This window comes from Sinorhizobium numidicum, assembly GCF_029892045.1.
GTDB classification, from domain to species: domain Bacteria; phylum Pseudomonadota; class Alphaproteobacteria; order Rhizobiales; family Rhizobiaceae; genus Sinorhizobium; species Sinorhizobium numidicum.
Genome location: NZ_CP120367.1, coordinates 1,553,160 through 1,580,005, shown reverse-complemented (window position 1 = coordinate 1,580,005; position 26,846 = coordinate 1,553,160). Strand labels below are relative to the sequence as shown.

At 60.9% G+C, this 26,846-nt stretch carries 24 protein-coding genes, 5 tRNA genes and 1 pseudogene; 15 read left to right on the top strand and 15 right to left on the bottom strand.

What is annotated here, in order from left to right; translation table 11 throughout:
* Nucleotides 1-512: 512 nt before the first annotated feature.
* Nucleotides 513-1,850, top strand: coding sequence for an O-antigen ligase family protein (locus PYH37_RS07580; RefSeq protein ID WP_280730817.1), 1,338 nt, complete (start codon nt 513-515; stop codon nt 1,848-1,850).
* Here PYH37_RS07580 and PYH37_RS07575 read toward each other — a convergent pair.
* Nucleotides 1,834-2,862 carry a pyridoxamine 5'-phosphate oxidase family protein gene (locus PYH37_RS07575; protein WP_280730816.1) on the bottom strand — a complete coding sequence of 343 codons (1,029 nt, stop codon included), beginning with the start codon at nt 2,860-2,862 and terminating at the stop codon, nt 1,834-1,836. The genes PYH37_RS07580 and PYH37_RS07575 overlap by 17 nt on opposite strands.
* 12 nt (nt 2,863-2,874) lie before the next feature.
* On the bottom strand, nt 2,875-3,486 hold the full coding sequence (locus PYH37_RS07570) for a glutathione S-transferase family protein (RefSeq protein ID WP_280730815.1): 612 nt from the start codon (nt 3,484-3,486) through the stop codon (nt 2,875-2,877).
* Between the two features lie 123 nt (nt 3,487-3,609).
* On the opposite strand from PYH37_RS07570, the gene PYH37_RS07565 reads away from it, so the two are divergent.
* Complete coding sequence (locus PYH37_RS07565; protein ID WP_280730814.1) at nt 3,610-4,527, top strand: LysR family transcriptional regulator; 918 nt, start codon at nt 3,610-3,612, stop codon at nt 4,525-4,527.
* Between the two features lie 368 nt (nt 4,528-4,895).
* Here PYH37_RS07565 and PYH37_RS07560 read toward each other — a convergent pair whose 3' ends face one another.
* Both PYH37_RS07560 and PYH37_RS07555 read right to left on the bottom strand, forming a co-directional pair.
* Entirely contained in the window at nt 4,896-5,393 is a 498-nt protein-coding gene (locus PYH37_RS07560) for a P-loop nucleotide/nucleoside kinase family protein (protein WP_280730813.1), read from the bottom strand.
* A gap of 129 nt (nt 5,394-5,522) precedes the next feature.
* On the bottom strand, nt 5,523-6,251 hold the full coding sequence (locus PYH37_RS07555; protein WP_280730812.1) for an NIPSNAP family protein: 729 nt from the start codon (nt 6,249-6,251) through the stop codon (nt 5,523-5,525).
* Between the two features lie 96 nt (nt 6,252-6,347).
* Between PYH37_RS07555 and PYH37_RS07550 the strand changes: the two genes are divergently transcribed.
* A complete protein-coding gene (locus PYH37_RS07550; RefSeq protein WP_280730811.1) occupies nt 6,348-6,974 on the top strand; it encodes a TetR/AcrR family transcriptional regulator in 627 nt (208 codons plus the stop codon).
* Between the two features lie 181 nt (nt 6,975-7,155).
* On the opposite strand, the gene PYH37_RS07545 is transcribed toward PYH37_RS07550, so the two are convergent.
* The 10 genes from PYH37_RS07545 to PYH37_RS07500 all read right to left on the bottom strand — a co-directional run bounded on the left by PYH37_RS07545 (nt 7,156) and on the right by PYH37_RS07500 (nt 16,918).
* Entirely contained in the window at nt 7,156-8,067 is a 912-nt protein-coding gene (locus PYH37_RS07545) for an ABC transporter permease (protein ID WP_280730810.1), read from the bottom strand.
* Entirely contained in the window at nt 8,064-9,164 is a 1,101-nt protein-coding gene (locus PYH37_RS07540) for an ABC transporter permease (RefSeq protein WP_280730809.1), read from the bottom strand. The genes PYH37_RS07545 and PYH37_RS07540 overlap by 4 nt, the downstream gene beginning before the upstream one ends.
* A complete protein-coding gene (locus PYH37_RS07535) occupies nt 9,161-10,684 on the bottom strand; it encodes an ABC transporter ATP-binding protein (protein WP_280730808.1) in 1,524 nt (507 codons plus the stop codon). Before PYH37_RS07535 ends, PYH37_RS07540 begins: the two co-directional genes overlap by 4 nt.
* A 3-nt stretch (nt 10,685-10,687) precedes the next feature.
* Entirely contained in the window at nt 10,688-11,785 is a 1,098-nt protein-coding gene (locus tag PYH37_RS07530) for a BMP family ABC transporter substrate-binding protein (protein WP_280732439.1), read from the bottom strand.
* Between the two features lie 25 nt (nt 11,786-11,810).
* The gene (locus PYH37_RS07525; RefSeq protein ID WP_280730807.1) at nt 11,811-13,190 is read right to left on the bottom strand and encodes an amidohydrolase; all 1,380 of its coding nucleotides are present in this window, start codon (nt 13,188-13,190) and stop codon (nt 11,811-11,813) included.
* A gap of 1 nt (nt 13,191) precedes the next feature.
* Nucleotides 13,192-13,851, bottom strand: coding sequence for a glutathione S-transferase family protein (locus PYH37_RS07520; protein ID WP_280730806.1), 660 nt, complete (start codon nt 13,849-13,851; stop codon nt 13,192-13,194).
* Nucleotides 13,848-14,696, bottom strand: coding sequence for an aromatic ring-hydroxylating oxygenase subunit alpha (locus PYH37_RS07515; RefSeq protein ID WP_280730805.1), 849 nt, complete (start codon nt 14,694-14,696; stop codon nt 13,848-13,850). The genes PYH37_RS07520 and PYH37_RS07515 overlap by 4 nt, the downstream gene beginning before the upstream one ends.
* Nucleotides 14,693-15,346 carry a Rieske 2Fe-2S domain-containing protein gene (locus PYH37_RS07510; RefSeq protein ID WP_280730804.1) on the bottom strand — a complete coding sequence of 218 codons (654 nt, stop codon included), beginning with the start codon at nt 15,344-15,346 and terminating at the stop codon, nt 14,693-14,695. Before PYH37_RS07510 ends, PYH37_RS07515 begins: the two co-directional genes overlap by 4 nt.
* A gap of 259 nt (nt 15,347-15,605) precedes the next feature.
* Nucleotides 15,606-15,875 (bottom strand): acylphosphatase, encoded by a 270-nt coding sequence (locus PYH37_RS07505; RefSeq protein ID WP_280730803.1) that lies wholly within the window; start codon nt 15,873-15,875, stop codon nt 15,606-15,608.
* Between the two features lie 152 nt (nt 15,876-16,027).
* Nucleotides 16,028-16,918, bottom strand: coding sequence for a helix-turn-helix domain-containing protein (locus PYH37_RS07500; protein ID WP_280730802.1), 891 nt, complete (start codon nt 16,916-16,918; stop codon nt 16,028-16,030).
* 99 nt (nt 16,919-17,017) lie between these two features.
* Between PYH37_RS07500 and PYH37_RS07495 the strand changes: the two are divergent.
* Both PYH37_RS07495 and PYH37_RS07490 read left to right on the top strand, forming a co-directional pair.
* A pseudogene (locus PYH37_RS07495) lies at nt 17,018-17,295 on the top strand (sugar ABC transporter ATP-binding protein); the annotation flags it as partial.
* A 43-nt stretch (nt 17,296-17,338) separates the two neighbouring features.
* A complete protein-coding gene (locus PYH37_RS07490) occupies nt 17,339-19,339 on the top strand; it encodes an aldo/keto reductase (protein ID WP_280730801.1) in 2,001 nt (666 codons plus the stop codon).
* A 617-nt stretch (nt 19,340-19,956) separates the two neighbouring features.
* Here PYH37_RS07490 and PYH37_RS07485 read toward each other — a convergent pair.
* Nucleotides 19,957-20,385 (bottom strand): FKBP-type peptidyl-prolyl cis-trans isomerase, encoded by a 429-nt coding sequence (locus tag PYH37_RS07485; protein ID WP_280730800.1) that lies wholly within the window; start codon nt 20,383-20,385, stop codon nt 19,957-19,959.
* Between the two features lie 875 nt (nt 20,386-21,260).
* Here PYH37_RS07485 and PYH37_RS07480 point away from each other — a divergent pair.
* The 10 genes from PYH37_RS07480 to PYH37_RS07435 all read left to right on the top strand — a co-directional run bounded on the left by PYH37_RS07480 (nt 21,261) and on the right by PYH37_RS07435 (nt 26,809).
* Nucleotides 21,261-22,028 (top strand): PRC-barrel domain containing protein, encoded by a 768-nt coding sequence (locus PYH37_RS07480; RefSeq protein ID WP_280730799.1) that lies wholly within the window; start codon nt 21,261-21,263, stop codon nt 22,026-22,028.
* Between the two features lie 481 nt (nt 22,029-22,509).
* Nucleotides 22,510-22,956 carry a DUF2214 family protein gene (locus PYH37_RS07475; protein ID WP_280730798.1) on the top strand — a complete coding sequence of 149 codons (447 nt, stop codon included), beginning with the start codon at nt 22,510-22,512 and terminating at the stop codon, nt 22,954-22,956.
* 484 nt (nt 22,957-23,440) lie between these two features.
* A complete protein-coding gene (locus PYH37_RS07470; protein ID WP_280730797.1) occupies nt 23,441-23,908 on the top strand; it encodes a DUF1264 domain-containing protein in 468 nt (155 codons plus the stop codon).
* 610 nt (nt 23,909-24,518) lie between these two features.
* Nucleotides 24,519-25,307, top strand: a complete 789-nt coding sequence (locus PYH37_RS07465) for a TIGR02587 family membrane protein (RefSeq protein ID WP_425336077.1) — start codon at nt 24,519-24,521, stop codon at nt 25,305-25,307.
* The gene (locus PYH37_RS07460) at nt 25,304-25,744 is read left to right on the top strand and encodes a TIGR02588 family protein (RefSeq protein WP_280730795.1); all 441 of its coding nucleotides are present in this window, start codon (nt 25,304-25,306) and stop codon (nt 25,742-25,744) included. Before PYH37_RS07465 ends, PYH37_RS07460 begins: the two co-directional genes overlap by 4 nt.
* A gap of 553 nt (nt 25,745-26,297) precedes the next feature.
* Nucleotides 26,298-26,389: transfer RNA gene (locus PYH37_RS07455), tRNA-Ser, on the top strand.
* A gap of 2 nt (nt 26,390-26,391) precedes the next feature.
* Nucleotides 26,392-26,483, top strand: a tRNA-Ser gene (locus PYH37_RS07450).
* 2 nt (nt 26,484-26,485) lie between these two features.
* Nucleotides 26,486-26,558: transfer RNA gene (locus tag PYH37_RS07445), tRNA-Gln, on the top strand.
* Between the two features lie 25 nt (nt 26,559-26,583).
* A tRNA-Tyr gene (locus PYH37_RS07440) sits at nt 26,584-26,668 on the top strand.
* Nucleotides 26,669-26,734: 66 nt separating this feature from the next.
* Nucleotides 26,735-26,809 (top strand) — tRNA-Cys (locus tag PYH37_RS07435).
* Nucleotides 26,810-26,846: the final 37 nt, after the last annotated feature.

The window sequence follows — 26,846 nt, the reverse complement described above, 5'->3', positions numbered from 1 at the left end:
TGATGCGGGCTGAAGAATTGCTTGATTGGCAGCATCACTATCGATCGCGGTGTCTACGAACGCGCGACGCAGTAGCCGCAAACTATACAGGATGCCATCGGTTTTCTTGGTTAACCCGATATTCACACCGCTCGCATAGGTATGCACAAGAATGCCCGGTGAAGCAGAGGCTCGCCAAAGACGGCACGGGCGGAGGAGTCAATGGACCGGCCGAAAGAGCTTGAAAGCCAACGATCGGTTGAATTCCCCGGCAGCGGCACGCCTCGTGGCGTTTACTCCCTCGATCGGATTTGTGGCCATCGTCACCACTGCGACCCTATGCACCATATCAGCAAGCGCCAACAGCCTGGAATCACCAATATTCTCATGAACTCCCCGGCCGTCCCCCGGGGCTCCAAGGGCCGGCCGCCGCGCATGCTCATTCTTCTTAGCGCCTGGGCCCTGGGCGGAGCCGCATTTGGCGAGGCGCGCCGGCTTGCCCATCCGCACAGGTATGCGTGAGAGATCGCGCCATGCGAAGCCCGACAGCAGAAGTCACCGCACCCGTCATACCGGACCGAAACGTGTTCGGCGTCACACTGTTCATGGCGATCTTCTTGTTCTTGTTAATTACGATCGATCCTTATGTCGACCTTACTGGCGCCGCAATACTCGATCCTTCCGCTGAGAACTCGAACCGTCTCAACCAGATCATCACGTTGCTGATCTTCGGCGGCATGCTGATCAACGGCCTCCAGCATTCGCTCCGGTCGATCATCCTGCGGCCCCGCTGGCTGCACGCTGCCATCTTCGGATGGTTCCTGTTCACGGCGCTTCTTTCGAACCATCCCTTCCTGGGTATCAAGGCGCTGATCCTCGCGATCATCGTGCAGATCAATGCGAGCATTTTCCTGCTGTTGCCTTCATCGGAAAGGCAGTTCGCCAAGCTACTGGCGACCGGCACGCTGATCATGCTCGGCATAGCCTACTTCGGCGTGATCTTGATGCCGGAGGTGTCGATCCATCAGGCATCGGAACTACGCGAACCGATGAATGCCGGCTTCTGGAGGGGGCATTTCCCGCATAAGAACGTCGCCGCCGGGGCGATGGTGATTGCCTCGTTCTTTGGCTTCTTCGTCATGTCGGTTTGGTCGCGAGGCATCGGGCTGGCGATCTTGGCGCTTTCCTGCTTTTTCCTGATCCATACTGGCGGGAAATCCGCCTCGGCCATGCTGCCGGCAGTCCTGATCCTCGCCTGGCTGTTCGAACGTTTCCGCGTCCTGCGCATCCCGATTGCCGTCGGAGGAGTAGCCACATACAATCTTTTGGCCGTCGGTCCGTCGGTCATCAGGCCGCTTGGTGAATTCGTATCCAGCCTCGGGATAGACGCCACCTTCACCAACCGAGCCGACATTTGGCGCTTCGCTTTTTCCGCGATCTCCGAGAAACCGATCACCGGATATGGATTAAAAGGATTCTGGCAGACCAGTGAACTCGTCCACAGCGGCGGCACGGTTGAGACATGGGCGGTGCAAGCCTATAACGGCCACAATGGCTATCTCGACATCTTGCTGCACACCGGCATTCCTGGTTTGATCCTCACCTTAATCCTGGTCCTTTTCCTGCCGCTGCGCGACCTCAACCGCCGCGATGAAAGCGGCATGCATTCAAACATGACGCGGCTCTTCGTCCGCATATGGCTCTACGCGCTCTTCAATGCCGGCCTCGAAAGTATTTTCTTCAACAGCGGCAGTCTATTGTGGTTCATCTTCGTCGTGGCGCTTTACGCATTCAGGCTTCGGTCAGAGAACCTCGTCAGCCCAACCGCGGAGATCACGGGAGCAGAGACCGGCGTCAAACAGACCCGGTGACCGTTGCCGATGACCTGGTCGGGACACCTTCGCCGATCGTGGCTCCTCTCGTCGTAGCGGCCGGCCACCAGGTGCCGGTGGCGAGTGCGAAGGGTGACCATTCGGCAAAATCGTAGCGGATCGGTAGTGCGTCGGCCCGCCAGACGATGCGGCGTGGACGGAAACGCCAGTAGCGTTCGGCCCCTTCGAAAGGCTCGCGACCGGGTTGATCGAACAAGAGCTCGGCCTCGCCGGTCATCTGCAGGAGGCCACCCGTCGCGAAGTCCGGGATGACAAGCCCGGCGCGCGGATTGAGCGCGATATTGCCGAGCGTGTTGAAGAAGCGGTTACCAACGAAATCCGGGATCGTCAGCCAGTCGTCTTCGCCGACATGCACGAAGCCCGCGCGGCCGCCGCGATGGGAGACGTCCAACTGCCGCCCAGCATGGAGGTCGGCATAGGTGGCGACAAAAAAGGTATCCGCTTGCCCCACAAGAGCGCGCCCGGCGTCGTCAAGCTCGGAGCTCAGTCTGGGAGGCACCGCCGGTGGCTCCGACGGATCGCGGACGAAGTGGACCCGCCGGAGCTGGATATATTTCGGACAGTTACCAAAGCTCTGATCTGCGATGAGATCGAAACCCTGCGCATGGCGGCGCAAGGTGCCGTTCAGCCGGTTGCGGCGGCGCGTGCCGAGATCGATGCCGAGGAGGGCGAGCGAGGCGCCATCATCCATGCCCGCCTCGGCAGGATCCGCCAGCTCTCTGGCGAGTTCGACGGTCAGTCTGTGTGAGTCCGGTGCATGGAGAAAGCCGGGACGTCCCGCTCTCAGCGTTGCCCAGACGTCGCCGTCCTGGTCCACCGACCCCAGCACGACCATCGGGAGCAGGGGATAGAATTCCCGATGCTGGTCGATCAGATGGTCGCGCACGACCCGGCGCCCGACCTCGTCCATGCGTGCGTCCACGCCCAACCGCCTCTGCAAGGCAATCTCGCCTTCATGCCAGGGGGAAGGGGGCAAGGAGGGGTTCTCCATGACAATGCCTCCTCAGGCCGCCAGACCCACCGGGGTCTTCTGGAAGTCGACGAAGCCCGGCAGCGCCTCGATGCGGTCGAGCCAGGTGCGAATGTTCGAATAGTGCTGAAGATCGACGTCGCCCTCCGGCGCGCGCGCCACGTAGCTGTAGAGCGCGACATCGGCGACGGTCGGCTGGCCGGCGGCAATCCAGTCCCTATCCTCGAGGGCGGCCTCGATCAGCGTCAGGATCGCATGGGAACGAGGAATGACTTCTTCCGGCCGATAGGGCGCCTGGAACACGTTGATGAGGCGCGCCTGTGCCGGACCATAGGCAATCTGGCCTGCGGCGACCGAAAGCCAGCGCTGAATGGCCGCCGCGCCCTCGGCATCTTCCGGTAGCCAGTCGGTGCGTCCCGTCTTTTTCGCGAGATAGACGAGGATGGCGTTGGAATCGCAGATGATCGTGCCGCCGTCATCGAGCACTGGAACCTGGCCGAACGGATTGAGATTGAGGAAATTCGGCTCCTTGTGCTCCTTCCGGGCAAGATCGACGAGCACGAGTTCATGCTCGATTCCGAGCAGCGAGAGAAAGAGGCGGGCGCGATGCGCATGGCCGGAAAGTGGATGATAGTAGAGCTTCATGTCTGTCTCCTACGGAAGAAAAGGAAGACCGTAAGATGATTATTAGACGCGGAGTTGATAAGCACTCCAGAAAGCACTAGACCATTGCATTCTGTGCAATAATGACGCGGGGGCAGGGACTCAATGGATCGCTGGCAGGCGATGCGGATTTTCGTGCATGTGGTGGAAAGCGGCGGATTTGCGCCTGCCGCCAAAGTACTGCATATGAGCCCGCCATCGGTGACCCGGGCCATTGCGAAGCTAGAGGAACAGATCGGTACGCGCCTCCTGGTTCGCACGACCCGTTCGCTGAAGCTGACTGCGGCGGGCGAAGGCTATGTCGCCGATTGCCGGCGTATTCTCGCGGAAATTGCCGAGGCGGAAGCCAATGCGGCGGGTAGCTTCACGCATCCGGCGGGGTTGCTCACGGTAACGGCGCCCGCGCTCTTCGGACGCATCCATGTGCTCCCCGTCATTCTCGATTTTCTTAATCTCTACCCTGCCATGCAGGTGAAAACCGTCTTCGTCGACCGCGTGACCAATCTGGTTGAGGAAGGCTTGGATGTCGCGGTACGCATCGCAGCACTCCCCGCCTCCGGCCTCGTTGCCCGCCGCGTTGGTTGGGTCAGGCAGGTACTCTGCGGCTCGCCGGAGTATTTCGCCCGCTTTGGCGAGCCCCAGAGCCCGCAGGACCTTGCTCATCACCGCATAATCGGACGCGAGGGCCTTTTCGGCCATTCGGAATGGCTTTTCGGACGCGACAGCAGCATTCGCGTTCCAGTCAGCGCGCGCCTCATCTGCAATACCAATGATGCGGCCATCGCCGCCGCTGTAGCTGGTTGGGGATTATCTCGATTCCAGTCCTACCAAGTGGCGCCCGACATACAGGCCGGCCGGCTTAAGGCCGTGCTTTCCGACTACGAGCGCGAGCCGGTGCCGATACATGTCGTGCACGCGGAAGGGCGCATGGTCTCGGCTCGGGTGCGCGCCTTCGTAGATTTCGCGGCCGAACGCTTCCGCCGCCGTGCGGGTGTGAATGCGGAGCTTTCGGAAAGCAGATGAAAGCCGACGGAAAGGCACGCCGCGGGTCTACGGTTCGCAGCCATGATGGCCTTTTCCTTAGCGACCAACTGTTTCTGGAGCGGAAAAAGTGGTTGGCCAGTCCCGTATAAAGCTCAACCAGTACTGCGCGCATTCCTGCTCCGAACGCGGTGAGCGAGGTCTTCCACGAGGTCAGCACTGGTTCTGCGTCGGGATACCGTGGACTGCTGAACGGATGTCAGCACTGTTGCGAGATCGAGGGCAAAGGTTATCCCCCTCCAGCTTTTGCCTCTCTATGCATTCGGCTTCAGGCCAAGAACTGTGGTTTGGTCAAGTGGACCTCCCGCGACGTTTGATGATGCGAATCTCTCAACGAGTCGGAAGTGGTCTCAGAGGTTCATGTGCCTTTCGACCATTTCGATCGCCTCATGCGGCGCAAGGACGGCAGTGTCGATCACCAGATGAGGCTCGGGCCATGGCGAATAGTCATGGGCCAGGACCGCTTGCCACGTCGGGGGCGTGAGGCCGTCAATGTCAGAATGGCGCTCTTCGACCCGACGGCGATGTTCGGTGGGATCAGAGCATATGACCTCGACCTCGAGCAGCGGCTTTTGAACGCCGGCCGCCGTCGCGCGCCATCCCTGTCGGCTTTCGAGAACGGGATTGACGCAATCGGCCAGCACCAGGCAGCCATTCTTCAGATTGGATGCCGCCAATGCGTTGGCCACGGCATATCCTGTTGGCCCGACGTCTGCCAAAAATCCTGCCGATCGTATGGCTTGCTCGATCTCGTCGATGCGCAGGTAAGTTGCTGATCGCCGCGCTGCTATCGCTCGCGCGATCGTCGTTTTGCCCGCTCCAGGTAAGCCACCGAACACAATCAGCATCACGCATCCTCCACCTTTGGTCGGTCATAATTCGCAAAACGCTGAGAGGTCTGCAATGGGACCGTGAGCGGAAGTTCGGCGCAAAAGTGCCGTCGAGGATGCTTCTCACCAAAGAGCGGGCAAAGCGAGTCACCAGGCGCAAAGCGACCGCGATGTCGGTGTTAAGCGTGCCACCTCAATCTTCCGCCAACACTGGCGGTCCATTCGTGGGTAGACCTCGTGCACCCAATTGACGTTCTGACGCAGTCGCTCTCGATAGCGCACTGCACTTTCCTCGTCCTTGTGGCATTCGAACCAGACAAGCACCGTCTCTCCCTCGCGAACCGGAAGCCTCGGAAAGCCGTTTTCGCTTCGCTCCGTCACAAACACGGCATCGATACCCGCGCCGGCTTCTTGCATGGCCGGAAGTGCATTGTCGTTGAAGAAGCTCGCAAACTCCTCTTCGGTTCTGGGCGCCAGCGAGCAGATATTCACGATAATGAGACCTTCCGTCTCGGGCCGCTCCACCTCCTGATACCTTTGCAGATTGTGCGCGAACGGTTGCACGCTCCCCGTCGGCCTCAGGAGCAAGACGTTGTCCGAGTTGAGCATCGTCGCGTTGGCGGCTGGTCCATGTTCTTTCCAGACCGGACCAGAATAAAAGGATTTGAGCGCTTCCGTCCGGGCTTCCATATCCTTGAAGGAGCGAACCCAGACAAAGGCATCGGGATCGTCAAGGTCGCGAAACTCACCTTTTATGCGCATACCCAGCGCCTCCTGCGGTTCTACGAATTCCCTGTCAAACAGGCTGATCAATGCTTCTCTGCCGTCAGGGAGAAGCCGGTAGCGGCGGAGCTCAAACACCGTGTGTGGGTTCATGGTATCTCCTGACAGGTCAATCGTCCTGTTTCATCACAGGACGATTGACCTGTTTTGTCAAGATGCTATTGTTGATGCAAATCGCGTACGGGTTCCATGACCGGAAACAGAAGAACCAATGACCCCCAGGGCGTGCGTCGCCGGATCATCGACGCGGCATACGACGCCTTTGTCAGCCAGGGTTACATCGCGACAGGAATGTTGGAGCTGCGCGAAAAGGCGTCAGTGTCCGGCGGTGCAATGGCGCATCATTTCCCAGCAAAGCGCGAACTCGGACTGGCGGTCATCCACGATCGGGTGGCGGAAGCCGTTCGGCAAACATGGATCGAGCCGCTGGACGCGTGTGCGGACGCGCCAATGGCAATCGATCTCATCTTTGCAAACATCATCAGCGAACTGACGCGCAAAGGCTCGGTCTCCGGCTGCCCGCTCAACAACATGGCTATGGAAGTCTCCCGCCATGACCCGGAAATGCGCGACGTTCTCAGCGGGGTCTTCGATGCCTGGCACGAGGCGCTATCTGCAAAGTTTGAGGCGGACCTGGCATCAAAACACGTACGCGACCTCAATCCAAGCAGCCTCGCAACGCTGGTAATCGCCGCCTATTCCGGTGCCATGGCGATTGCAAAGGCACGCCAAGATGTCGGTCCGCTCGTCGACTGCCGAGCGGAGCTAGCGGCGTTTCTGGCGTCAAAATACCGCTTGGCGACGCGGGCTAGTTGATCTTTTTTGCTCAAAGCAGCCTTTGCGGCTGATAACGGCAACGGCTCGAAAGCGGGCCTTCGTACGGAGAAAGAAGCAATAGTTAATCGGATAAACCCGATGAAGTGCACGGGTCCAGGATGGTTCGGACCCGTTAGAGGCGACGAAATTTTTGTGAGCCCCGCTTCGCGCTGTTGCTAGACTAGCGTTCGAATGGTTCGCCGAGCGATGCCACGCCGTTGAGCTTCAGCAGGCGGCGGTCTGCCGAAATGATGCCGAGCACGATGATCGTGACGAGATAGGGCAGGCTCGCAAGCAGTTGTGACGGAAGGTCCAGTCCGGTCGCCTGGGCCGCGAGGCCCATCAGGGATACGGCGCCGAAGAGGCACGCCCCCAAGAAGATCCGGCCCGTGAGCCACGTCCCGAAGACGACGAGTGCGATCGCGATCCAACCACGCCCGGCGATCATCCCGTCGGCCCAGAGCGGCGTGTAAACCACCGCCGCATAGGCGCCGGCAAAGCCCGCCATCGCGCCGCCAAACGCGATGGCGGCGAAGCGGACGGTGATGACCGAATAGCCAATGGCGTGGGCGGCTTTGGGATTCTCGCCGATGGCCCGTATGACGAGACCGACCTTCGTATAGGCAAACATCGCCCAAATGGCGAAGGCTGCGGCAAGGGAAAGCCAGACGACGACGTCCTGGATGAAAAGACCGCCGATTACGGGGATTTCGGAAAGCCATGGAAAGGCAAGCTTGGGAAGCCCCCTGATCGTGAGGCTCTCATAGGTCTTGCCGAAAAGCGCCGAGAGACCTTGGCCGAGGATGCCTATAGCAAGGCCTGCCGCCACCTGGTTCGCCCGAAATCCGAGCGTGACGACGGCGAAAACCAGGGATAGGACGGCGCTGCCTAGCCCGGCGGCAACGAATCCCAGAAGGTGCCCCCCGCCATGATAGACGACGATGAAGGCGAGCACCGCGCCAAGGGCCATCAAGCCCTCCACGCCCAGGTTGAGGACCCCGGCTCGCTCGACCACCAGCTCGCCGAGAGCTGCGAGGAGATACGGTGTCGCAGCCGCGAGCATGCCGGCAAGAATGAACTCGATGGCGCTCATGGCTGGCTCCGGTAGGCGGTACGGCGCCATGCGAGACGATACCGCACGAAGGCGACGGCGATGAGGTAGGCGAGAAGGAGGCTGCCCTGGAAGACGCGGACCGCGGCGATCGGCAGGTTTGCCGATACCATGGCATTATCCCCCCCGATGTAGAGAATCGCCATGAACAGCGCGGAGATAACGATGCCGATCGGATGCAGGCCGCCGAGATAAGCAACGATGATGGCCGCATAGCCATAACCGCTCGAAATCGAGCGCTGTAGCTGGCCAAGGGGGCCGGCAACCTCTGCTGCGCCGGCGAGGCCGGCCGCGCAGCCCCCTATCAGAAGGGAAAGCCAGATCGCCCACCCTTGGTTGAAGCCGGCGTAGCCGGCGGCACGCGGCGCGAGGCCGCCAACCTGAAGCTTGTAGCCGACAAAGCTCTTCTGCATGAAGATCCATGCCGCAATCGACAGGGCGATCGTCAGGAGAAGCGAGACGTTTACACGGGTACCGGAAATCAGGACCGGCACCATCGCGTCATACTGGAACATGACGGACTGAGGGAAGTTGAAGCCGTTGGGATCCTTCCAGGGGCCAAGGAGCAGGTAGTTGAGGAACTGCGCGGCAACGAGACTTAGCATCAGGGACACGAGGATTTCGTTCGCATTGAGTCTGACGCGCCAGAAGGCGGTAATCGATGCCCACAGGGCGCCACCGACTGCGCCAAGGAGCAGCATCATCGGCCAGATCCACTGACCTGTCGCCTGCGGAAACCAGACGGGGATGGACGAGGCGAATATCGCGCCCAGGATGAACTGGCCCTCGGCACCGATGTTGAAGACCTTCGCTCGAAAGCCGATCGCGAGGCCCTGTGCGATAAGGAGGAGGGGACCCGTCTTCAGCAGCACCTCTGAGAACGACGCCCAGGACAGGAACGGCTCGAGAAGCATCGCGTACAGGACGGCGGGCGGATCGCGGCCCATCAGGACGTAGAGCCCGAGATTGAGAACGGTCGCCACGGCCAATGCGACGGGGGGCGCAAGGAGCGTCGCGGCAAGCGAGGCGCGCTCCCGGCGGACAAGAGTGGGAAGGAAGGCTGCAGAAAAAGCGCTCATGCCAGGGCCTTCCCGCGCGAAGGATGAGCGCCGATCATGTATCGGCCGATCTCCTCGGGTCGCGTGTCCCGTGTGACGAGTGGCGGGCTCAGCGTGCCGTGGTGCAGCACCTGGATGGAATCGCAGAGTTCGAAAAGCTCCTCGAGTTCCTCGGAAATGACGAGGATGGCCATGCCCTCATTGCGCAGCGTGACGAGCCGCCTGCGGACGGCGGATGCGGCACCGACGTCGACGCCCCAGGTCGGCTGCGCCACGAACAGCAGTTTCGGAGAGAGCATGATCTCGCGGCCGACGATGAACTTCTGCAGATTGCCGCCGGAGAGCGCGCCGGCTTCCGCGTCCGGGCCCGGCGTGCGGACATCGTATTGACGGATGCACTCGTTGGTGAACGCCTTCGCCTTCGCCTTGTCGACGAGACCATGCCTGAGCAGGCCGAGCGGATGCGCGGTCAGGAGGCTGTTGAGAACGAGCGACATTTCAGGTACGGCGCCGCGTCCGAGCCGGTCTTCGGGGACGAACGCAAATCCAAGCTGCCGACGGGCAGCCGCATCGAGCGTGCCGACATCCTTGCCCATCATGTAGATCCGGTCGCGCTGTTCCCGCGGCAGGACCGCTTCGCCGGATATCAACGCGGCCAGCTCGCTTTGCCCGTTACCCGAAATCCCGGCTATTCCAAGGATTTCGCCAGCACGTACAGTGAGGCTGATGTTGGAGAGCGGCACGGCAAAGGGGTCATCCGGCCGATAGGCCAGGCCGATGATCTCAAGCCGCTTTTCTCCGCCAGACTGGGGAAGCGCCGGCATCGGCTCCGGCATGTCGCGGCCGATCATCATGCGGGCAAGATCATGCGCATTGTGTTCGCGCGGGTCCACGTGGCCGGTGACGCGCCCGCCGCGCAGGATCGTCGCCCTGTCGCAGATCGCCCGAATTTCCTCGAGCTTGTGCGAGATGAACAGGATGGAAACACCGCCGTCGCGCAGACGTCGCAGGGTATCGAAGAGCTTGTCCACCGATTGCGGCGGCAGGACGGAGGTGGGTTCGTCGAGGATCAGCAGCCTCGGCTTGATCATCAGGCATCGGATGATCTCCACCCGCTGCCGCTCGCCGACAGAAAGCGCGTGCACATGGGCGAGCGGATCGACTTCGAGGCCGAAGTCGCGTCCAAACGTCCGGATGCGTTCCATGAGATCGGCTTTCCGGCCGGGTACGACCAGTTGAATGTTCTCCACGACCGTCAGGGTATCGAAGAGCAAGAAGTGCTGGAACACCATGCCGATCCCCTTGCGCCTCGCCTCCGCGGGGGAGGCAAGGCTTAAAGGCTCTCCTTCCCAGACGACGGTTCCGTCGTCTGGCTGCTCGACGCCGTAGATCAGCTTCATCAGCGTCGATTTGCCCGCCCCGTTCTCTCCGAGGACCGCATGGATAGACTGTGGCGCCACGTCCAGATCGATACCTTGATTGGCATGGATCTGGCCGTAGCTTTTGGAAATGGCGCGGAGCGACAGGAGCGGAGCGGTCATGGCTCACTTCGGCAGAGGTGTGGTGATGCCCTTGACGTGCCAGTCCATCGCGACGATCTCGCCATCGGTGAGCGTTGCACCGGAGGCGGCCGCTTCGCTGCCGTCCGCCCTGGTGATCGGCCCGGTGAAAGGCGAGAAGCTGCCGGCGGCGATCTTCGCTTCGATCTCCTTGATGTTCGTCATGACATCGGCCGGGATATCCGGATTCCAGTCGACGACCTCGACGACCTTGTCGGCGACGCCGAGGAAGGCATTGGCACCTTTGAATGTGTCGGCGACATGGGCGTCGACCGAGGCCTTGAAGAAAGGCGACCAGTCCGTCGCCACACAGCCGAGATAGGTTTTCGGAGCGTAGCTCTTCATCGACGAGTTGAGATTAAACGCGTAGACGCCAGCCTCCTCGCAGGCAGAGATAACGGAAGGCGTGTCCTGCGCGTTTGAGAAGATCACGTCGCACTTCTGCGCGATCAGAGCCTTTGCCGCTTCCTGCTCTTTGGCCGGGTCGAACCACGAGTTCACCCATACGACTGACACCTCGATATCAGGGTTCACCGCCTGGGCGCCCAGCGTGAAGGCGTTGACGGACGTGATCAGCTCCGGGATGGCGAAGGCGGATACCGAGCCCAGCTTGCCGGTCTTGGAGAGCGCCGCGGCAGCCATGCCGAGCAGGTAGGTCCCCTGGAAATACTTGGCCGCAAAAGGCGAGAAGTTCGGAGCCACCTGGAAACCGGAGGCATGCAGCACGGTGACGGCCGGATTCCGGCGAGCGATCTGCAGAGCGCCGTTCTGATAGCCGAACGAGCCTGCGATCAGGAAGTTGTTCCCGTCGGCGACCGTCTTGTTCATGATGCGGTCGGCGTCCGGACCTTCCTGAATGTTCTCGATGACGGTGACCTTCACCTTGTCGCCGTAAGCGGCCTTGACCGGCTCGAGGCCGGCGGCGAGCGCATGGCCCCAGCCGACGTCGCCGACCGGCGAGGGGATCACGAGAGTGATCCCGAGCGGCTCATCGGCGGCCATGGTGGACCGGCCGCCGACCGCGCTGGCGAGGCCGGAGGCGGCAACGCCCTTCATCAGTGTTCTTCGGGTCAGGTTTGTCAGCATGTCAGTTCCCCTGTTTTGTGTATTAAAGTTCCACTGTGGCGAGAGCGGCCTCGGCCTCCGCGAACAGCCGCGCCTCGTCGAGCCCGATGAATTCACCCTTGGCCCAGACAATGCGGCCGTTGATCATGGTCATGTCGGTCGGCATGCCGATGCCCACTTTGGCAATCAGGCTCAGCGGATCATGCCGTGTACCGACAAAGTCCATCCGCCGTGTGTCGATTGCAAATAGGTCGGCGGCCATGCCGCGGGCGAGCCGACCGATGTCGCGGCGGCCTAGGAGGGCGGCACCACCGGCCGTGGCATAGTCGAGGAAATCGACCGGGGGCGGGACGGCATGCGCGCGCGTCGACGCTTTCAGGCACTGCAGCATGTAGGCGGAGTGCACGCAGTGCATCAGGTTTGAATTGTCGTTCGAGGCAGCTCCGTCACAGCCGAGACCCACCCGGAGACCGAAGGCCGACATGGCCGGAATATCCGTCACCTCGGCGCCGACCAGATAGACTGGCTCGGGGCAGTGAGCGACACCGGTTCCACTCGCGGCCATCGTTCGCAGTTCGTCATGGGTCAGTTCCCAGCAATGGGCATAGAAGGTATCGGGGCCGGCAAATCCGAGCTCCGCGCAGTAATCCACCGTCCGCATGCCGTGCCGGGCCTCGACGACCGGGCTCTCGCCTTCGCCCACATGCGTGTGCAGTTGCACGCCGCGATCGCGCGCCAGCGCCGCCGACTCGACGAAAGTCTCACGGTAGCAGTTGACCGGTTGGCACGGCGCGACGACGACCTGCCGCATGCTGAAGGGGTCGGCATCATGATAGGTGTCGATCAGGCGCGCGCAGTCGGCGATGAACTCGTCCGTCGTTTCCAGCATGGCGTCCGGAATGGTCGAGCCTTCGGATTTCGGCAGCGTGTTGCCGCCACGCCCCGCATGGAAGCGCATGCCCAAAAGGTCAGCGGCCTCGAACTGCCGGTCAATCAGCCGTTTGCCGGCGTGCCGCGGGAAGCAGTACTGGTGGTCGAGCGCCGTGGTGCAGCCGTGCTTGACCAACTCGGCCATTGCCGTGAGCGAGGCATGGTAGAAGCAGTCCTCGGTCAGCCGCGAGAAGATCGGATAGATACGGTCGAGCCATTCGATCACCGAAAGCTTCGTCCAATCGAGATCTGCGCGGTTGCGCACGAAGCACTGGAAGAAGTGGTGGTGCGTGTTGATGAGGCCCGGATATACGAACCAGCCGGTGGCGTCTTGCGTGATCGTACCGGCAGGCAGCTGGCCTTTATGAAGGTTTTCGCCGATTGCCTCTATCGCAGGACCATTCGTCAGCAAGTCTACGTTGCGGTAGGCGGTCGGCCCCTTGCCGTCGTCCGCGATGATCGCCGCGCAGTTCCGCAACAGGTAACCGGGCACGTCAAACCTCCCCCGGTTCGACATCAGGTTCAGGCTTCAGCTCGTGCAGCCGGTGAATCCCAGGCATCTCGATGAAGTGTTCGAGGCCGCGGATTGCGCGGGACCAGAGCCTGATGGCCGGATAGGGGTCGAGCGGGATGCCGCCGTCGGGCGCGAGTGCCACGTAAGGAAAGCAGGCGATATCAGCAACCGTCGGCCGGTTCGACGCGAGGAACCGCATGCCGCGCAGGCCCTGCTCGACCAGGCCCGCTTCCAGCTCGCGAAGCGCTGCGATGCCCTCAGCTTGAAGTGCGGCGATGTCCCCCGGACGGGGGAGCATTTCGTGAAGGCGCGCGCCTCCGAGGCTGGTGGTCAGCCGATGCGAGAACGAAAGCCACTGCTGGATGCGCGCCGTTTCCTCCGGTGTGCCGCTGCCGAGCCACTCCGGCGCCGCCTGTGCGGCAAGGTGGACGAGCATGGCTGCGGATTCGGTCAGGATCAGGTCACCATCCTCCAGGATCGGGATGGAGCCCGCCGGATTGAGCGCCATGAGCTCAGGGCCGCGATGCTCGGTGCCGGGATGAAAGTCCACCGCCCTGATTTCCAGCTTCACGCCGGTCAGTGCCGCCATCAGACGCACTTTGTAGCAGCTGGGCGAGAGAACATAGTTGTAGAGCTTCATTGCGCCACCAACTGTGCGCCATATGTGTAGTTGTGGCGTTTCAGCCAGCGTCGATAGGCGACCGAAGTCAGGTCGGCTCGTGTGGGAATTTCCATTCCGGGATCGAGTGGCAGGAGCCGGGGGATCTGGTTTTCAAGGATCGACCGGTCCTGCAGGAAGATCGTCTGTTGAAAGTGGATGAGGTCGGTCATCGGCGTGACATCGTCGAAGAGCGCCATCCACGGCCAAACGTCGCACAAATCTTCGGCGAGCGGCTGAACGAAAAGGGTTATGACGTCCCATTCACCGGGGCGGGGCGGACACGTCTTGTAAAGGACGGAACAGGTCGGCGCCGGCACGCGGTACATGTATTCGGTCGTGATGCCGCCGCTTGCCGATTTCGCAGCTTGCGGCTGGTAGAATTTAACCTGCGTTGCCCAGACCTCATCCTCCTCCTGCCGGATGTCGACCTTGTAGTTCTGGACCTCCGTGTGCGGCTCTGCGCCCAGGATGTCGGTGTGCACAAAGGGGAAATGCGCGATGTCGAGAAAGTTCTCCACCGCGCGCAACGGGGAGCAGCGCACGCGAACCACGCCGACATCGACAAATCGGCGGCCGGGCTGATCGGCCTCGGGAATGGCGAAAAGATCCTTCCGCGGTTTGCCGCGAGAGGACCAGACGTGGCCATAGCGCACGCAAACGGGGAGGGCGCGCCGCCCATCGCCGCATGTCACCTTGGCGTTGCCCCCGGCGTCAAGCGCCACCTCGATTGCCTCGCCCATCAGAGCGGTCTTGCGTCCGTGCATGTCGAGCTGGCTGAAGAGGCCGACCGGATACCACTCGTCGATCATCGCATCTTGCGTCATGGCGCGATGCCTTTCACATGAAGATCTTCGGCCTTCCGCCGCAAGGTCTCGACGGCACGTGACGCGGCGATGCGCTGGGATGGACTGCTTTTATCGTCCAGTAGAACATGGATCAGCGTCTGATCGTCCTCCTGCGGGACAAGCAGCAGTCGGATTGTCTGAGAATTTTGCGCCTGCCAGACAAGGCCCTCGGGACCGGCCTTCGCGTCCGCCGCGGCCTCAAGCACGGCAACGCTGGCATGTGCCGTCAGTGAGCGCAGTGGAGCGACGCCTTCAAGCCGCGGGGGCTCAGCCGCGGGTTCTCCGTCGGCAACCCAGATGACCCCGTCGGACTCTTCGACCTCATGCGTTCCTACGCGGATCGTTTCCGGCGGCGTGAGACCTGGATGGGCCGGGATGCGCAGACAGTTTCCGGTTCGCGCATAACTCCAGCCGTGATAGATGCAGGAAAGGGCCTCGCCACGCACGAAGCCGTGAGACAGGCGCATGCCGCGATGTGGGCAACGGTCCGCCGATGCGGCCGCACGCCCCGATTGGCTTCGCCAGAGGGCAATCGGCCCGGCGGGTGTCCGTGCCGGCATCACGGTTCCTGCGGGCAAATCCGCGGAAAGGGCGACTGGCGTCCAAGAGCCCGTCGTGTCGAACAGCATAATTAAACTTTCTCAACAATATCAATGGCTTATTGGTGCAAATCCAAAGTCGATACCGATGGCTTGCTGCTCAGTGCCTCACGTTTGCATAATAATTCCGCATTGGCAACATTGATCAAATAAAGGGCAGTGGATGACCGAACGGTGAAAAGAGCCGTTCGTGGCGTCATGCATGTCGCCCAAAGAATACGCTGCGTTTTTGGGAACGACAGGCAATGAAAACGTAAAGCGCGTTGCGTGAACTTGAATGCGACGCGCTTTAGTCGCTTCCGCCGTCGATCGGTGTGCGGTGTATCGTTTCGACCCACACGTCGATGGGCCCGAGCAAGCATCCCATCTCCATCATGTCGATCAGCTCCGCCGGTCCGGCGACCTCGAGTTCAACCCGATCGGAACCGGCATGGGATATGGCCTGCGAGAGCCCGAGCTTGGCGGCATGCCGCCGGATCCAGGGAACGAAGGAGGCGGCATCAAGATCGCCACGGATCGTCATGCGCTCCCGGAAGTGGCACTGATGTCGCTCCGTCATGAAAGGCCTCGTGCTTGGTATCTCTAGTTACAGCATAGCTTCTGGATGCGCTTGCGGAAGCGTGTTCGTCAAGGCGAGGATGTCGCGCTGGCCAGACATTCCCGGCCCTCGTCAGGTCGTGCGGGTACGGTTTCAGGGCCGTTTCTTGACGCTCACCTAGCCGCGGCGCGAACGTCGCGGCGGAAATCCGAAGGCGGCATGCCGGCGATCTGGCGGAAAGCCTTGTTGAAGGCGCTCACCGAACCGAAGCCGCTATCCATCGCCACCTGCAGAATGCTGTCGTTGCCATTTATCAGCATGGCTTGCGCCCGCGAAAGACGCAGCAGGGTCACGTACTTGATCAGCGTCATGCCCGTCGACTTGCGAAACAGGTTCATAGCGTATTTCGGATGCAATCCGGCTGCGGCGGCGATACTCACCGCATCGATCTCCTCGAGAAAATTTGCAGCGATGAAATCGCACATACGCACGACGCCTAGCGAAGGCGAGGCCGAGGCGCTCTCGGCTTTGGATTTTTTGCCGGACGAAACGATCGTGTAAGGCTCCATAAACATTCGTTCGATGCGCAGCAGCAGTTCTTCCACAGCGTGTTGGGCCTTGACCTCGTCTCCGGAATTAGCCCAGCTACGCCAGCGCGGAAAATTCCGGTCGTCGGCACAATCCGCCTCGGACGTCAGCATCGAACCGCCGCCCATGAGCATTGCCGAGATTGCCGGCGGCAGCCGCATGCGGAAGAAATGCACCAGCGGCAGATGAGCGCCGGCATAGATGGAATCGTCGGAGGATTCGTCCATCCTGTGCGGCTGTCCGCCCCAGAACAGACATATCTGTCCTGCGCCGAGCCTGAGATCATGGCCGGCCATGCGATAATGCACCGATCCTCGCATCACGTAGTTTACTTCGATCTGCGCATGCCAATGCGCGCGCAGCATGATCGGGGGATGGGCATGGAAGAAATGCAGCCGGGTCGGCATGCCCTCGATGCTGCAGGCACCCGGCTGGTAGATCGCTCGTTCGACAATCTTACTTTCCGCCAAATCCACATTCCCTTTGTACGAGACAGGTTTTCGCCCGGCGATAATGTGCCCGTGTTCGCTGAAGAACTACAATTGAAGAAGGGAGGTTTTCAATGTGCTTCAAGTATTCGCGCACCTCTCGATCTCTACGGCGATCCCGCCAACCCGTTCGTCGCACGCTTTGTCGCGTCGCCGAAGATGAACTTCCTGCCGGCAGTGGCGGAGGCGCCGCCGACCTTTCCGTCCGCGTGGCTGTCGCGGAGCATCTCGGTCACACCAGCTGTTATTTCTATGCCGCCGTTGCCGGCGCACCGCTGATCATCGGGAGGCCGGCATCGCGCCCCGTCGGGCTCTCCGCCAGACGCTGCTTCCCGTTCGATGCCGCAGGCAAGCGGCTGCGCTGATCAATCCCATCACTCTCCCAGGGCTGACTGAAAAGGATATTCCATGAGCTCAGAACCGATCCGTTGGGGTATCATCGGCCCCGGCACCATCGCGCGGACATTCGCCGAGGGAATTGCCCATTCCGCTACCGGCCGCCTTGTGGCCATCGCCACCCGCAATCCGGAAAAGCCCGGCCTCGGCGAGGGCTTTTCGGGGGCGCGCATCGTGAAGGGTTACGACACGCTTCTCGCGGATCCGGAGATCGACGCGGTTTACATCGCCACGCCGCATCCGAGCCATGCCGAATGGGCGATAAAGGCGGTGCGCGCCGGCAAGCATGTGCTGGTCGAAAAGCCGATGGCGCTTTCAGCCTTCGATGCACAATCGATCTTCCACGAGGCGAGAAAGGCCGGCGTCTTCGCCGGCGAAGCCTATATGTACAGGTTCCATCCGCAGACGGCCCGTCTCGTCGAGCTGGTGCGGGACGGGACGATCGGCGAAGTGCGGATCATCCGCTCGAGTTTCGGCTTCGACATGGGCGGCTGTCACGCTGAGCACCGCCTCTTTGCCAATGATCTAGCCGGTGGCGGCATTCTCGATGTCGGCGGCTATCCGGTCTCGATGGTGCGCATGCTCGCGGGTGCTGCCGAGAAAAAGCCCTTCCTCGAACCGCTGACGGTGTCTGGCGCCGCCCGTCTGGGACCGTCCGGCGTCGACGAGTGGGCGTCGGCGGTCCTCAAGTTCCCCAACGACATCGTCGCGGAGGTGTCCTGCTCGATCATGGCGCAGCAGGACAACGTGCTGCGCATCATCGGTTCGAAAGGCCGCATCGAGGTGAAGGACTTCTGGTTCGCCTCCGGCAAGCAGGGTGGGGTAGGGCGCATCGAAATCGTCAGGGGCGATGGACGGCAGGCGATCGAGGTCGAGGAGAAGCGCCACCTCTACTCATTCGAGATCGGTGCGGTAGGCGAGGCGATCCGTGCCGGCCGCACCGAGTTCACCTTCCCCGGCATGACCGCCGAAGAGACGTGCGCCAATCTGCGCGTTCTCGACCGCTGGCGCGCATCCGTCGGTCTCGAATACGGGATCGAGAGGGCCGCGAGGCGGACCGCCAACGTCGCGGGCGCGGCAGTGGTCGCCGGCAAGAACGTGCCCAAACGGCAGATCCCCGGCGTGGCCAAGCCGGCCTCCACGGTTGCGCTGGGCTTCGAGTTCTTCCCGAGTTTCGCCTCCGCTTCGCTGACGCTCGACGCGTTCTACGAGGCGGGCGGAAACCTGTTCGACACCGCATTCGTCTACAGTGCCGGCAAGACCGAGAGCATTTTCGGCGACTGGCATACAAGCCGCAAGGTCAACCGCGAGGACATCGTCCTGATCGGCAAGGGTGCCCATTCGCCGCTCTGCTATCCGGACGTGATTGCCAGACAATTGGATCAGTCGCTGGAGCGGCTGAAGACGGATTATGTCGATATCTACTTCATGCACCGCGACAATCTGGACATCCCGGTCGGCGAATTCGTCGATGCCATGGATGCCGAGGTCCGGCGCGGGCGCATCCGGGGTATTTTCGGTGGATCCAACTGGACGCGCGAACGCATGGACGAGGCCATCGTCTATGCCGAGAAAAACGGCAAGGCGGCCCCGGCCGCTCTTTCCAACAACTTCTCGCTGGCGCAGATGCTCGATCCCATCTGGCCCGGCTGCGTCGCGGCGTCCGACGACTGCTGGAAAGACTGGCTGAAGAAGCGGCAGATTCCCAACTTCGCCTGGTCGAGCCAGGGGAGGGGCTTTTTCACTGACAGGGCAGGGCGCGACAAGCATGAGAATGAGGAAATCGTTCGGGTCTGGTATTCCGACCGCAATTTCGAACGCCGCGACCGCGCAATCGAACTCGCCAAGAAGCGCGGCTGCAGCCCGATCCACATCGCGCTTGCCTATGTCATCGCCCAATCGTTTCCGGTCATTCCGCTCATCGGTCCGCGGACCGTGGCGGAACTGGAAGACAGCCTCTCGGCCATTCAGATCACGCTTACTCCGGAAGAGGTGCATTGGCTGGAAGGCTAATCGCTTGGGCAGCGCGGAAGGAACAGGCATGTCCGACGCAAGCGACCCTCCAAAGGCTGGCAGGATGGCGGTGTCGTCCGGAAGGACGCGAAATGCAAATTCCGTTTTCGACTCCGCCGCTGGCGGAGCGAAGCAGGCGGAGGCCTGAACCAGCCTCCCGTTGCGCTGTCATGCAAAGCAACACCCCAAGGTGAGGAAGGCTTGGCAAAGTGTTTGCCGTCGTCCTCTTCTTGGTGACGTTCCTAGGAAGCCGCAACGACGCCTATGGGGCGGTCGCGGGAAGGTATCGCGGTGCGACGAATTGGGTGAGCGAAATCAGCGTTTACGTCACCAGTTCCGCCGTTCTAGTTTTCTGGTTCGTCAGCGACGCCTACTTATCGGGCTCGTGCTCTCGCCAACCCGGTCTCCACCGACTGCCAGATGACAATCGCTTAGCTGCGGTTCGGTGGCAGGTCGGCTCCATCTTCAACAAGTCGCTCGACGAGGCGAGCAGCCTCCTCTGCGACGGCCGCTAACCGCGCAAGTCGATTGACCTGAAACTGACCTCCGCGGAATTATTGGAGCTCAAGCCCCGCACCGGACGCAAAGCCGATCGAATGAGCCGCTGTGGCAACGCTCTACGCACTAAGGATTTCCACGACGGTTACGTTCAAGACCAGATCCTGGCCGGCAAACGGATGATTGGCGTCTACCGTCACTTGTTCGTCATCGACCCGCGTAACGGTGAGTGCCATCTGATGTCCATCCGAGGCAGTTCCCTGAAGTCTGGTCCCGACCTCTACCCCATCGGGAACCACTGAACGCGACAGCGTCTGCACTTTGGCGTCATCGTGAGGGCCATAGGCCTCCTCTGCCGGTATGGTGACCGTGTTCATTTCTCCGACCGCCATGCCGCTGATCTGGCGATCGAGCCCGGCAATGATTTGGCCCGCACCGACTTGGAATTCAAGCGGCTCCCGGCCTTGAGTAGAGTCGATCACTGAGCCGTCCGTCAGCTTGGCCGTATAGTGAATGCGAACGACGTCGCCGTTATTGACTTCGGTCATATCTGGCTCTCGTTTATGCTTGAGGAAAATTGCGGTCGCAGGCCCTACAGACCCTTTGCGCCAGGCGGTATGCCGGTCTTTGCCGGCATCAATGCGACAGTGAATCTAGGGCGCTAGCCCCGGATGTAAACCGCGGGCGGTATGCCTGCCTCGACCCAGACGGCAATGTGCCGAGGCGGCAGCGGATTGGCCGTTGGCTCACGTCCTCATTGCCCAGGTCGAACCGAACTCGGATGAAGCTATCCCGGAAGACGACAAAGTTCGCGCATTCGCGCAACTCTGTTCATTCGGACGGCAGGGTTAAGGCTTCAGCAGCCGATCTGCTTGCGTTGCTCAACAGATAAGCTTCGTCGAGCTGCTCGAAAATCACGATGAATGGGCTCGACGATATTTGCCGTCGGACTTTCTAGTCGAAGCCGCCGCCGCTAAAGCTCGCGACGCCCTCGCCGCCGGGCTGACGGCATTCTACAGCTCATGGTGGTGAAGCCGCCCGCCCGAGAGGCAGTCCGGGTCGATGAGAGCACCGGCCCAATTACGGCGGGCAAGACGCCACCACGGATGGGGCGGCATACCGACGGGGTGCTCGGAACTATCGCGCATCCACTTCGTTAGCCCCTTACCGTTTATGGGTGCGGATAACGCCAAACCCACCGCAATCGCGAGGCGAACCTTGACAAGGCGTGAGCGCCAGAAGGCCCTGAGGTTGGCCACACAACCGCGCAGCTCGGGTCCCTCGAAGCGGACGCTAACATACCCGACAATAGGTCGCGGATGCCGGAGACATCAAAGAGCGTAAGCGAAAGACGTAGCGGCAACGTCTGCGGGATTTGATCCGCGCCCGCGCCACGCGAAAAGGAACCAAAGGGAGCGAGAAAATGCTATGGAGTGCATCCGATCTGACGCGCTGTGGCATCGATGCCATCGACGGTTCGATTGGAACTATCAGTGATCTGCTTTTCGATGATGAGACTTGGATGGTCCGGTGGTTTGTCGTGGGCACGGGTGTGTTCTTCACTGGACGTCGGGTTCTTTTGCCGCCGTCGGCAGTCGTGTCGGCGGACGCCGTTGGACGGTCGCTCGCGGTCGACGTGACGCGAGAGCAGGTTAAAGATAGTCCCGAACTCGATTTCGATGCACCCGTCTCGCGTCAACACGAGCGCAGTCTCTACAGCCACTATGGCTGGGACCCTTATTGGGGCCCGCATACCTATTTCGCCGCGGGCGACAGGGCTCCCGTTGTCCCTCCGCAGCCTAGTGAGACCCAGGGAGGACCGGAGTTCTCTACGGGGTCTGAACTTCGAACGGAAGGCGACCCGCATTTGCGCTCGGTGAGCGAAGTCACGGGGTACTACGTGCTCGCCACGGATGGGGACATCGGCCACGTCGAGGATTTCGTGGTCGATACGGATGCTTGGGCAATCCGCTATATCGCTGTGGACACTGTGAACTGGTTGCCCGGTAAGAAAGTACTGATTTCGCCGACCGCTATTACCGAGGTGGTCTGGGCCATGCAAACCGTAAACGTCGATCTGACGCGCAAACAGATACGAGGGGCCCCGGAGTACCTCCCAGGTCGAGTGGTCGATCGCGCCTATGAAGCGATCTATCATGACTACTATGGATATCCGTACTATTGGAAGTGAGTGGCGCTTGCTGCAACACTCTTGTCAGATGCGCTTTGATCAGCGGCGCCGCTCCTTCTGTATAGGCGCTTTCGGGCCGTCATGCCACGGCTATGGGGCCGACGCGAAATTGGTGAGGAATAGGCATGCGCAAATGCAGGGCCGATAAGCACAGCCATAAGGCTGGCGCTGTAGATGAAGCTCTTTGAGTGGAATCGTGCTGTCGGACCGAGGTTCTCAGAAATCCTGAATAAGCTCCGTTGCCAGCAGGGCTCGACGAAAGCCGCCGCGGCCGCCGCGGGAGATCTCGCCCGGCCTTGCTTGGGAAAGGACATGCTTGTGGTTGATCCGTCGGCTTGTACCGTCTCCGGTGGCAAGAGAAGTGCTATCAGGGGCAGCCGCAACATCGAGTTAGCTCAGGCAGCCTGATGGGTCGATTCGAGTGCTCACCTTTTGTTAGAGTCGCGGAGAATGCACTTGTTAGCGTCGCGGGGAATGCCAGATGTTTACGGATCTTGTTCTCGCCAGTGCCCACCACGTTCTGGTCTTCATGCTAGCGGCGATCATCGCGGCGGAAGCATTAATCGTATGGAGCGAATTGTCTGAGGCAGCCGTGAGACTGCTCTCTCGGATTGACGCGTATTATGGTGCGACTGCCGCCCTCGTGCTCCTCGTCGGAAGCGGTCGCATCCTCTTCGGTCTCAAGGGATGGGAGGCCTATGTTTATAACTGGGCGTTCTGGTTAAAGATTGCAGCCTTCGTGGCAGTTGGTCTCCTCTCCATTAGTCCGACACTGCAATTCCGCAAGTGGCGAGTGTCCGTGGACAAAGATGCGTTTACCGTCTCGACCCAGGAAATTACCAAGGTGCGCGGCCTAATCCTGGCGCAAATTGGAGTTTTCACGCTTATACCAGTCCTTGCCGCCACGATGGCTCGCTACGGCTATTGAATCATCCTTCCAAGTGGGATTTGGCGAGGGCTGCCGGCCTCCTTGGAACAGTCAAGGCTGATCCGCGCGTGATTGAACTGTTTCAGGGGAAACAGATAGTGAAAGAGATCGCGGTGCTGGGTCGGCTGGTCAATTTTGTCGTGAGGGATGGATTGATGAAGTGTCCGCCTTTGGCCCGCACGGGAATGTGCCTATTGTCGAGTGGAGAGCAGGCCATCGCAGCGTGTTCCATAGCTGATTTTCGCGCTACGGCTGAACTCGATCCGTTCCCGTGCCGCAGTATTCCCGAAGCGCTCGATTGGGCAGAGCGAATCGCTGTCAAATTCGGGCGGTTCATGGAGCCACAACGAAGAGTTCTTCGAACACCTACGCCTTCCGGGTAGTCGCCTATCCGGCCTGTCACTGTTAATCTCGTCCGTCGCCGGCGCATGACTGGCAAAATTGGCTCGTTGATTGAATGACGGCTGAAATATGGGAGGAATGCATGAACGCGCAGGCAATCCTTACTGTCGTTCTCACATCGACGCTTGCAGCGGCACCCGCACAGGCCGCTGGCCCGAAGCCCGCCGAGGGATTTTCGCTGCACGTCGATGCAAAACTTCACTTCCCCGGCAACAAGGACATGATCGCCCACCATTACTGCAAGGCGGTGGCGGGCATGACCCAGTGTCTGCTCTTTGACAGTGACAACGCGGATGCGCATCTAGTCGGCGTCGAGGTCATCGTCGGTCCGGACGTTTACAACAAGTTCGACGATGGCGAAAAGAAGCTGTGGCACTATCACAGGACCGAAGTTCCAAAGGTGTCGGCGACCCTTCCCGACCTGTCGGAGGAGGAGGCAAAAAAGGTGCTCGAAGGCATCCTCGAGACTTATGGAAAGGTCTATCTCCTCTGGGATCCCGGCAAGATCGACGAGCCCACGGGAAATCCCAGCGTGACATTGCTGGAATAAAGTCTCAGGACTCTTTTCATAAGTAACATAGCTGTCGGCCTTGGGACGACGCTGGAAGGTTTCCCGGTCTAGGTCCAGAGCGGTGGTTTCAGCGAGCGTCCGGCGTCCGGCCGCGAATTCGAACGTCGGCCCAGGGTGTGGGCAGCTGCCACCACCAACGAGCCGGCCGAATGGCTGAACACGACCATCGCGTCGGGGGAGGAAACGTACTCGATGCCGCTTGCCATGATGCTCACGCCGGCGAGGGCAAGCGCAGATGGCGATCATTCTCACCGCCGCCCAGCGCCAATCGAGTCGCGGCAGAAGCATCACCGTCAGGCATGCAACAGAAAGCTGCATGGTACGACGATCCAGTACCGTCCGGCGTAGAGAATATACCGCGTGCCACACTGGTCGATCACCGCGGATACGTCCCGGCTGAGCGCGACGCGCAGATCGCGCTGACACCAGGAGAATCATGTAGTGTTCCGGAACAAGATCGCGCAGGAAGCATTTGTTCCCCACCTGATCCACGTGCCGATAGCACGTGAAAGGTCTGGCAAGATCGTGAAAGGGGAGCGACGTGGCGGCAACTGAAATCATCGTCGGCCCAACACCGCGTGAATTCTGGATTGGTCTTGGCCGCGCCTTCGCCGGAGCATTGATCTTCGCCGTACCGGTGCTGATGACGATGGAAGCCTGGGCGCTGGGCTTCCATCTCCACCCGTTGCGGCTTGCCCTCTTATTGGCGGTCACCGTGCCGATGCTGGTGTTGCTGCACAAATATGGAGGCTTTCGCCAGACAATGGTGCTTCGCGACCGCATCGCGGATGCATTTGTGGCCATTTTAGTTGCCGCTGTCGCGGCGGCCGCGGTTCTCTTGATATTCGGCATCGTGAACGGGGAGATGCCGCTGCGGGAGGTGATCGGGAAAATTGCCGTGCAGGTTGTGCCGGGCAGTCTGGGAGCATCGTTGGCGCGAGCCCAATTGGGCCCAAGCCCATTGGAACAGGAAGAGGTTCCGGAGCCCGCCTACGCGGGAGAGTTGTTTCTGATGGTGGTCGGAGCGCTGTTTCTGTCAGTGAACATCGCACCAACGGAAGAGGTCGTCCTCATCGCCTATAAGATGAACCCCTGGCAGGAAATCGGTCTGGTGGTGGTAACCCTCGCTCTCATGCACGCCTTCGTCTATGAATTCGAATTCCGCGGCACTCACAATCCAGAGCCAGGTGCCGGGTTCCTCAGCATCTTCTTTCGTTATGCGATCGTCGGCTATGTCCTAGTGATGCTGGTGAACCTCTACATCCTTTGGACTTTCGGCAGAACCGATGGTGCCGGCCTTTCGGAGACGCTCAGTGCAGTCGTAGTTCTCTCGTTTCCGGGCGCGCTGGGGGCGGCGGTTGCGAGGCTCATCCTGTGACAAAGAACTCCACAAAAGGCGACAGGCAACGGAAGCAGCAGTCCGACAACGAAGAAATTAAACCGGGGACTTCCATCACGGAGTGGATCGTGGCGGGGATAAGCTGCTTAGCCCTCCTTACAGTGCTCGGCTATCTTGTCCTTGACGGCTTAAGCGGGCGCAGCGGGACCGCCCAACTCGTTGTGCTGCCGGTCGAGGTCACGGCCACCAACGGCGTGTACGTGGTCGAGTTCGTCGCCGAAAATCGTGCGGGAAAGTCAGTTGCTGCCGTCGAGATCAAAGGTGAACTCCACGATGGCGATGAGGTCGTCGCGGAGAGCCGTGCTACGCTAGACTATATTCCACAGGAGTCGGAGCGGAAGGGCGCGTTGATCTTTCGGAGTGATCCCAAGGCTTACGACCTGCGTCTTTTTGCGAGTGGATACAGCGAGCCCTGACCGGCCGGATGCGGGCGATAGTCGTGTTGTCTTCTGCCAGGGCGCGGCACCTCAAGATGGGCGATTTGGCGCAATCTGCAGAACAGCTGAGCTCAGCGCCACCCGTGGCAGGCCCCCCTGCATTTCAGCAGCCCAAGCAATAGGCGCGGTCGCTCAGTCCCGAACACGCCTGCAATCTTCTGATGTGAAGCGTACGGGCGAGGGGGAGCGGCGCCGGTGCAGGACGCTTGAATATTCTCGTTTTGTTCCCATATAGGATGACAAGAGCCGGAGACGGCTCCGCCGCACGGGGGAGGGACATGTCCCGGCGTCGTGCGGCTCCGGATTTCATCCGCGAGATCTTTCGATACAGTGCGTCTGCTGAGCGCTGACTGGGCATGCCCCAGCCGGTCCGACCATGAGCGATTGGGTCTCCGGCATGCGGCACGACGATAAGTGACGAAAATACGAGCTTCACCGACATACCGCAGCAGACCTGCCCACGCCGGAAGTCTTACGCGATCCCATTGCGAGTTCGAGTCTCGTCGTCGGCACCAGAACAGAAATTCATCATGGAGGGGTGGCGGAGTCCGGTTGAACGCGCCCGCCTCGAAAGCGGGTAGGCCCGAAAGGGTCTCGGGGGTTCAAATCCCTCTCCCTCCGCCAGTGGATGGGTGGCCGAGTGGTCGAAGGCGCCCGCCCGGAAAGTGGGTAGGCGGCGAAGGCCGCCTCGCAGGTTCGACTCCTGCCCTGTCCGCCAGTTCGGGGCTCGTCCAACCGCAGGACGTCTGATTTTGGCTCAGGAGATCGGGGTTCGAATCCTTGCCCCGAGCCAGCAGTTTTTGACTCCCGGTTATATCGGAGGGGTGGCCGAGTGGTTAAAGGCAGCAGTCTGTAAAACTGTCCTCCATAAGTTCGTAGGTTCGAATCCTACCCCCTCCACCACTAATTCATGCGCCCAGGTGGGTCGCAGGTTTTCAATCGTGGCGCACCTCTGCAGCGAGACGCCAAGGCGCCGTGGGAGAACGGGCAATCCAGCGGACTGCAACTCCGTATATGCCGGTTCGAGTCCGGCCGGCGCCTCCAAAATATCGACAGCTGTTAAAGGGAAGAGTGGCCGAGC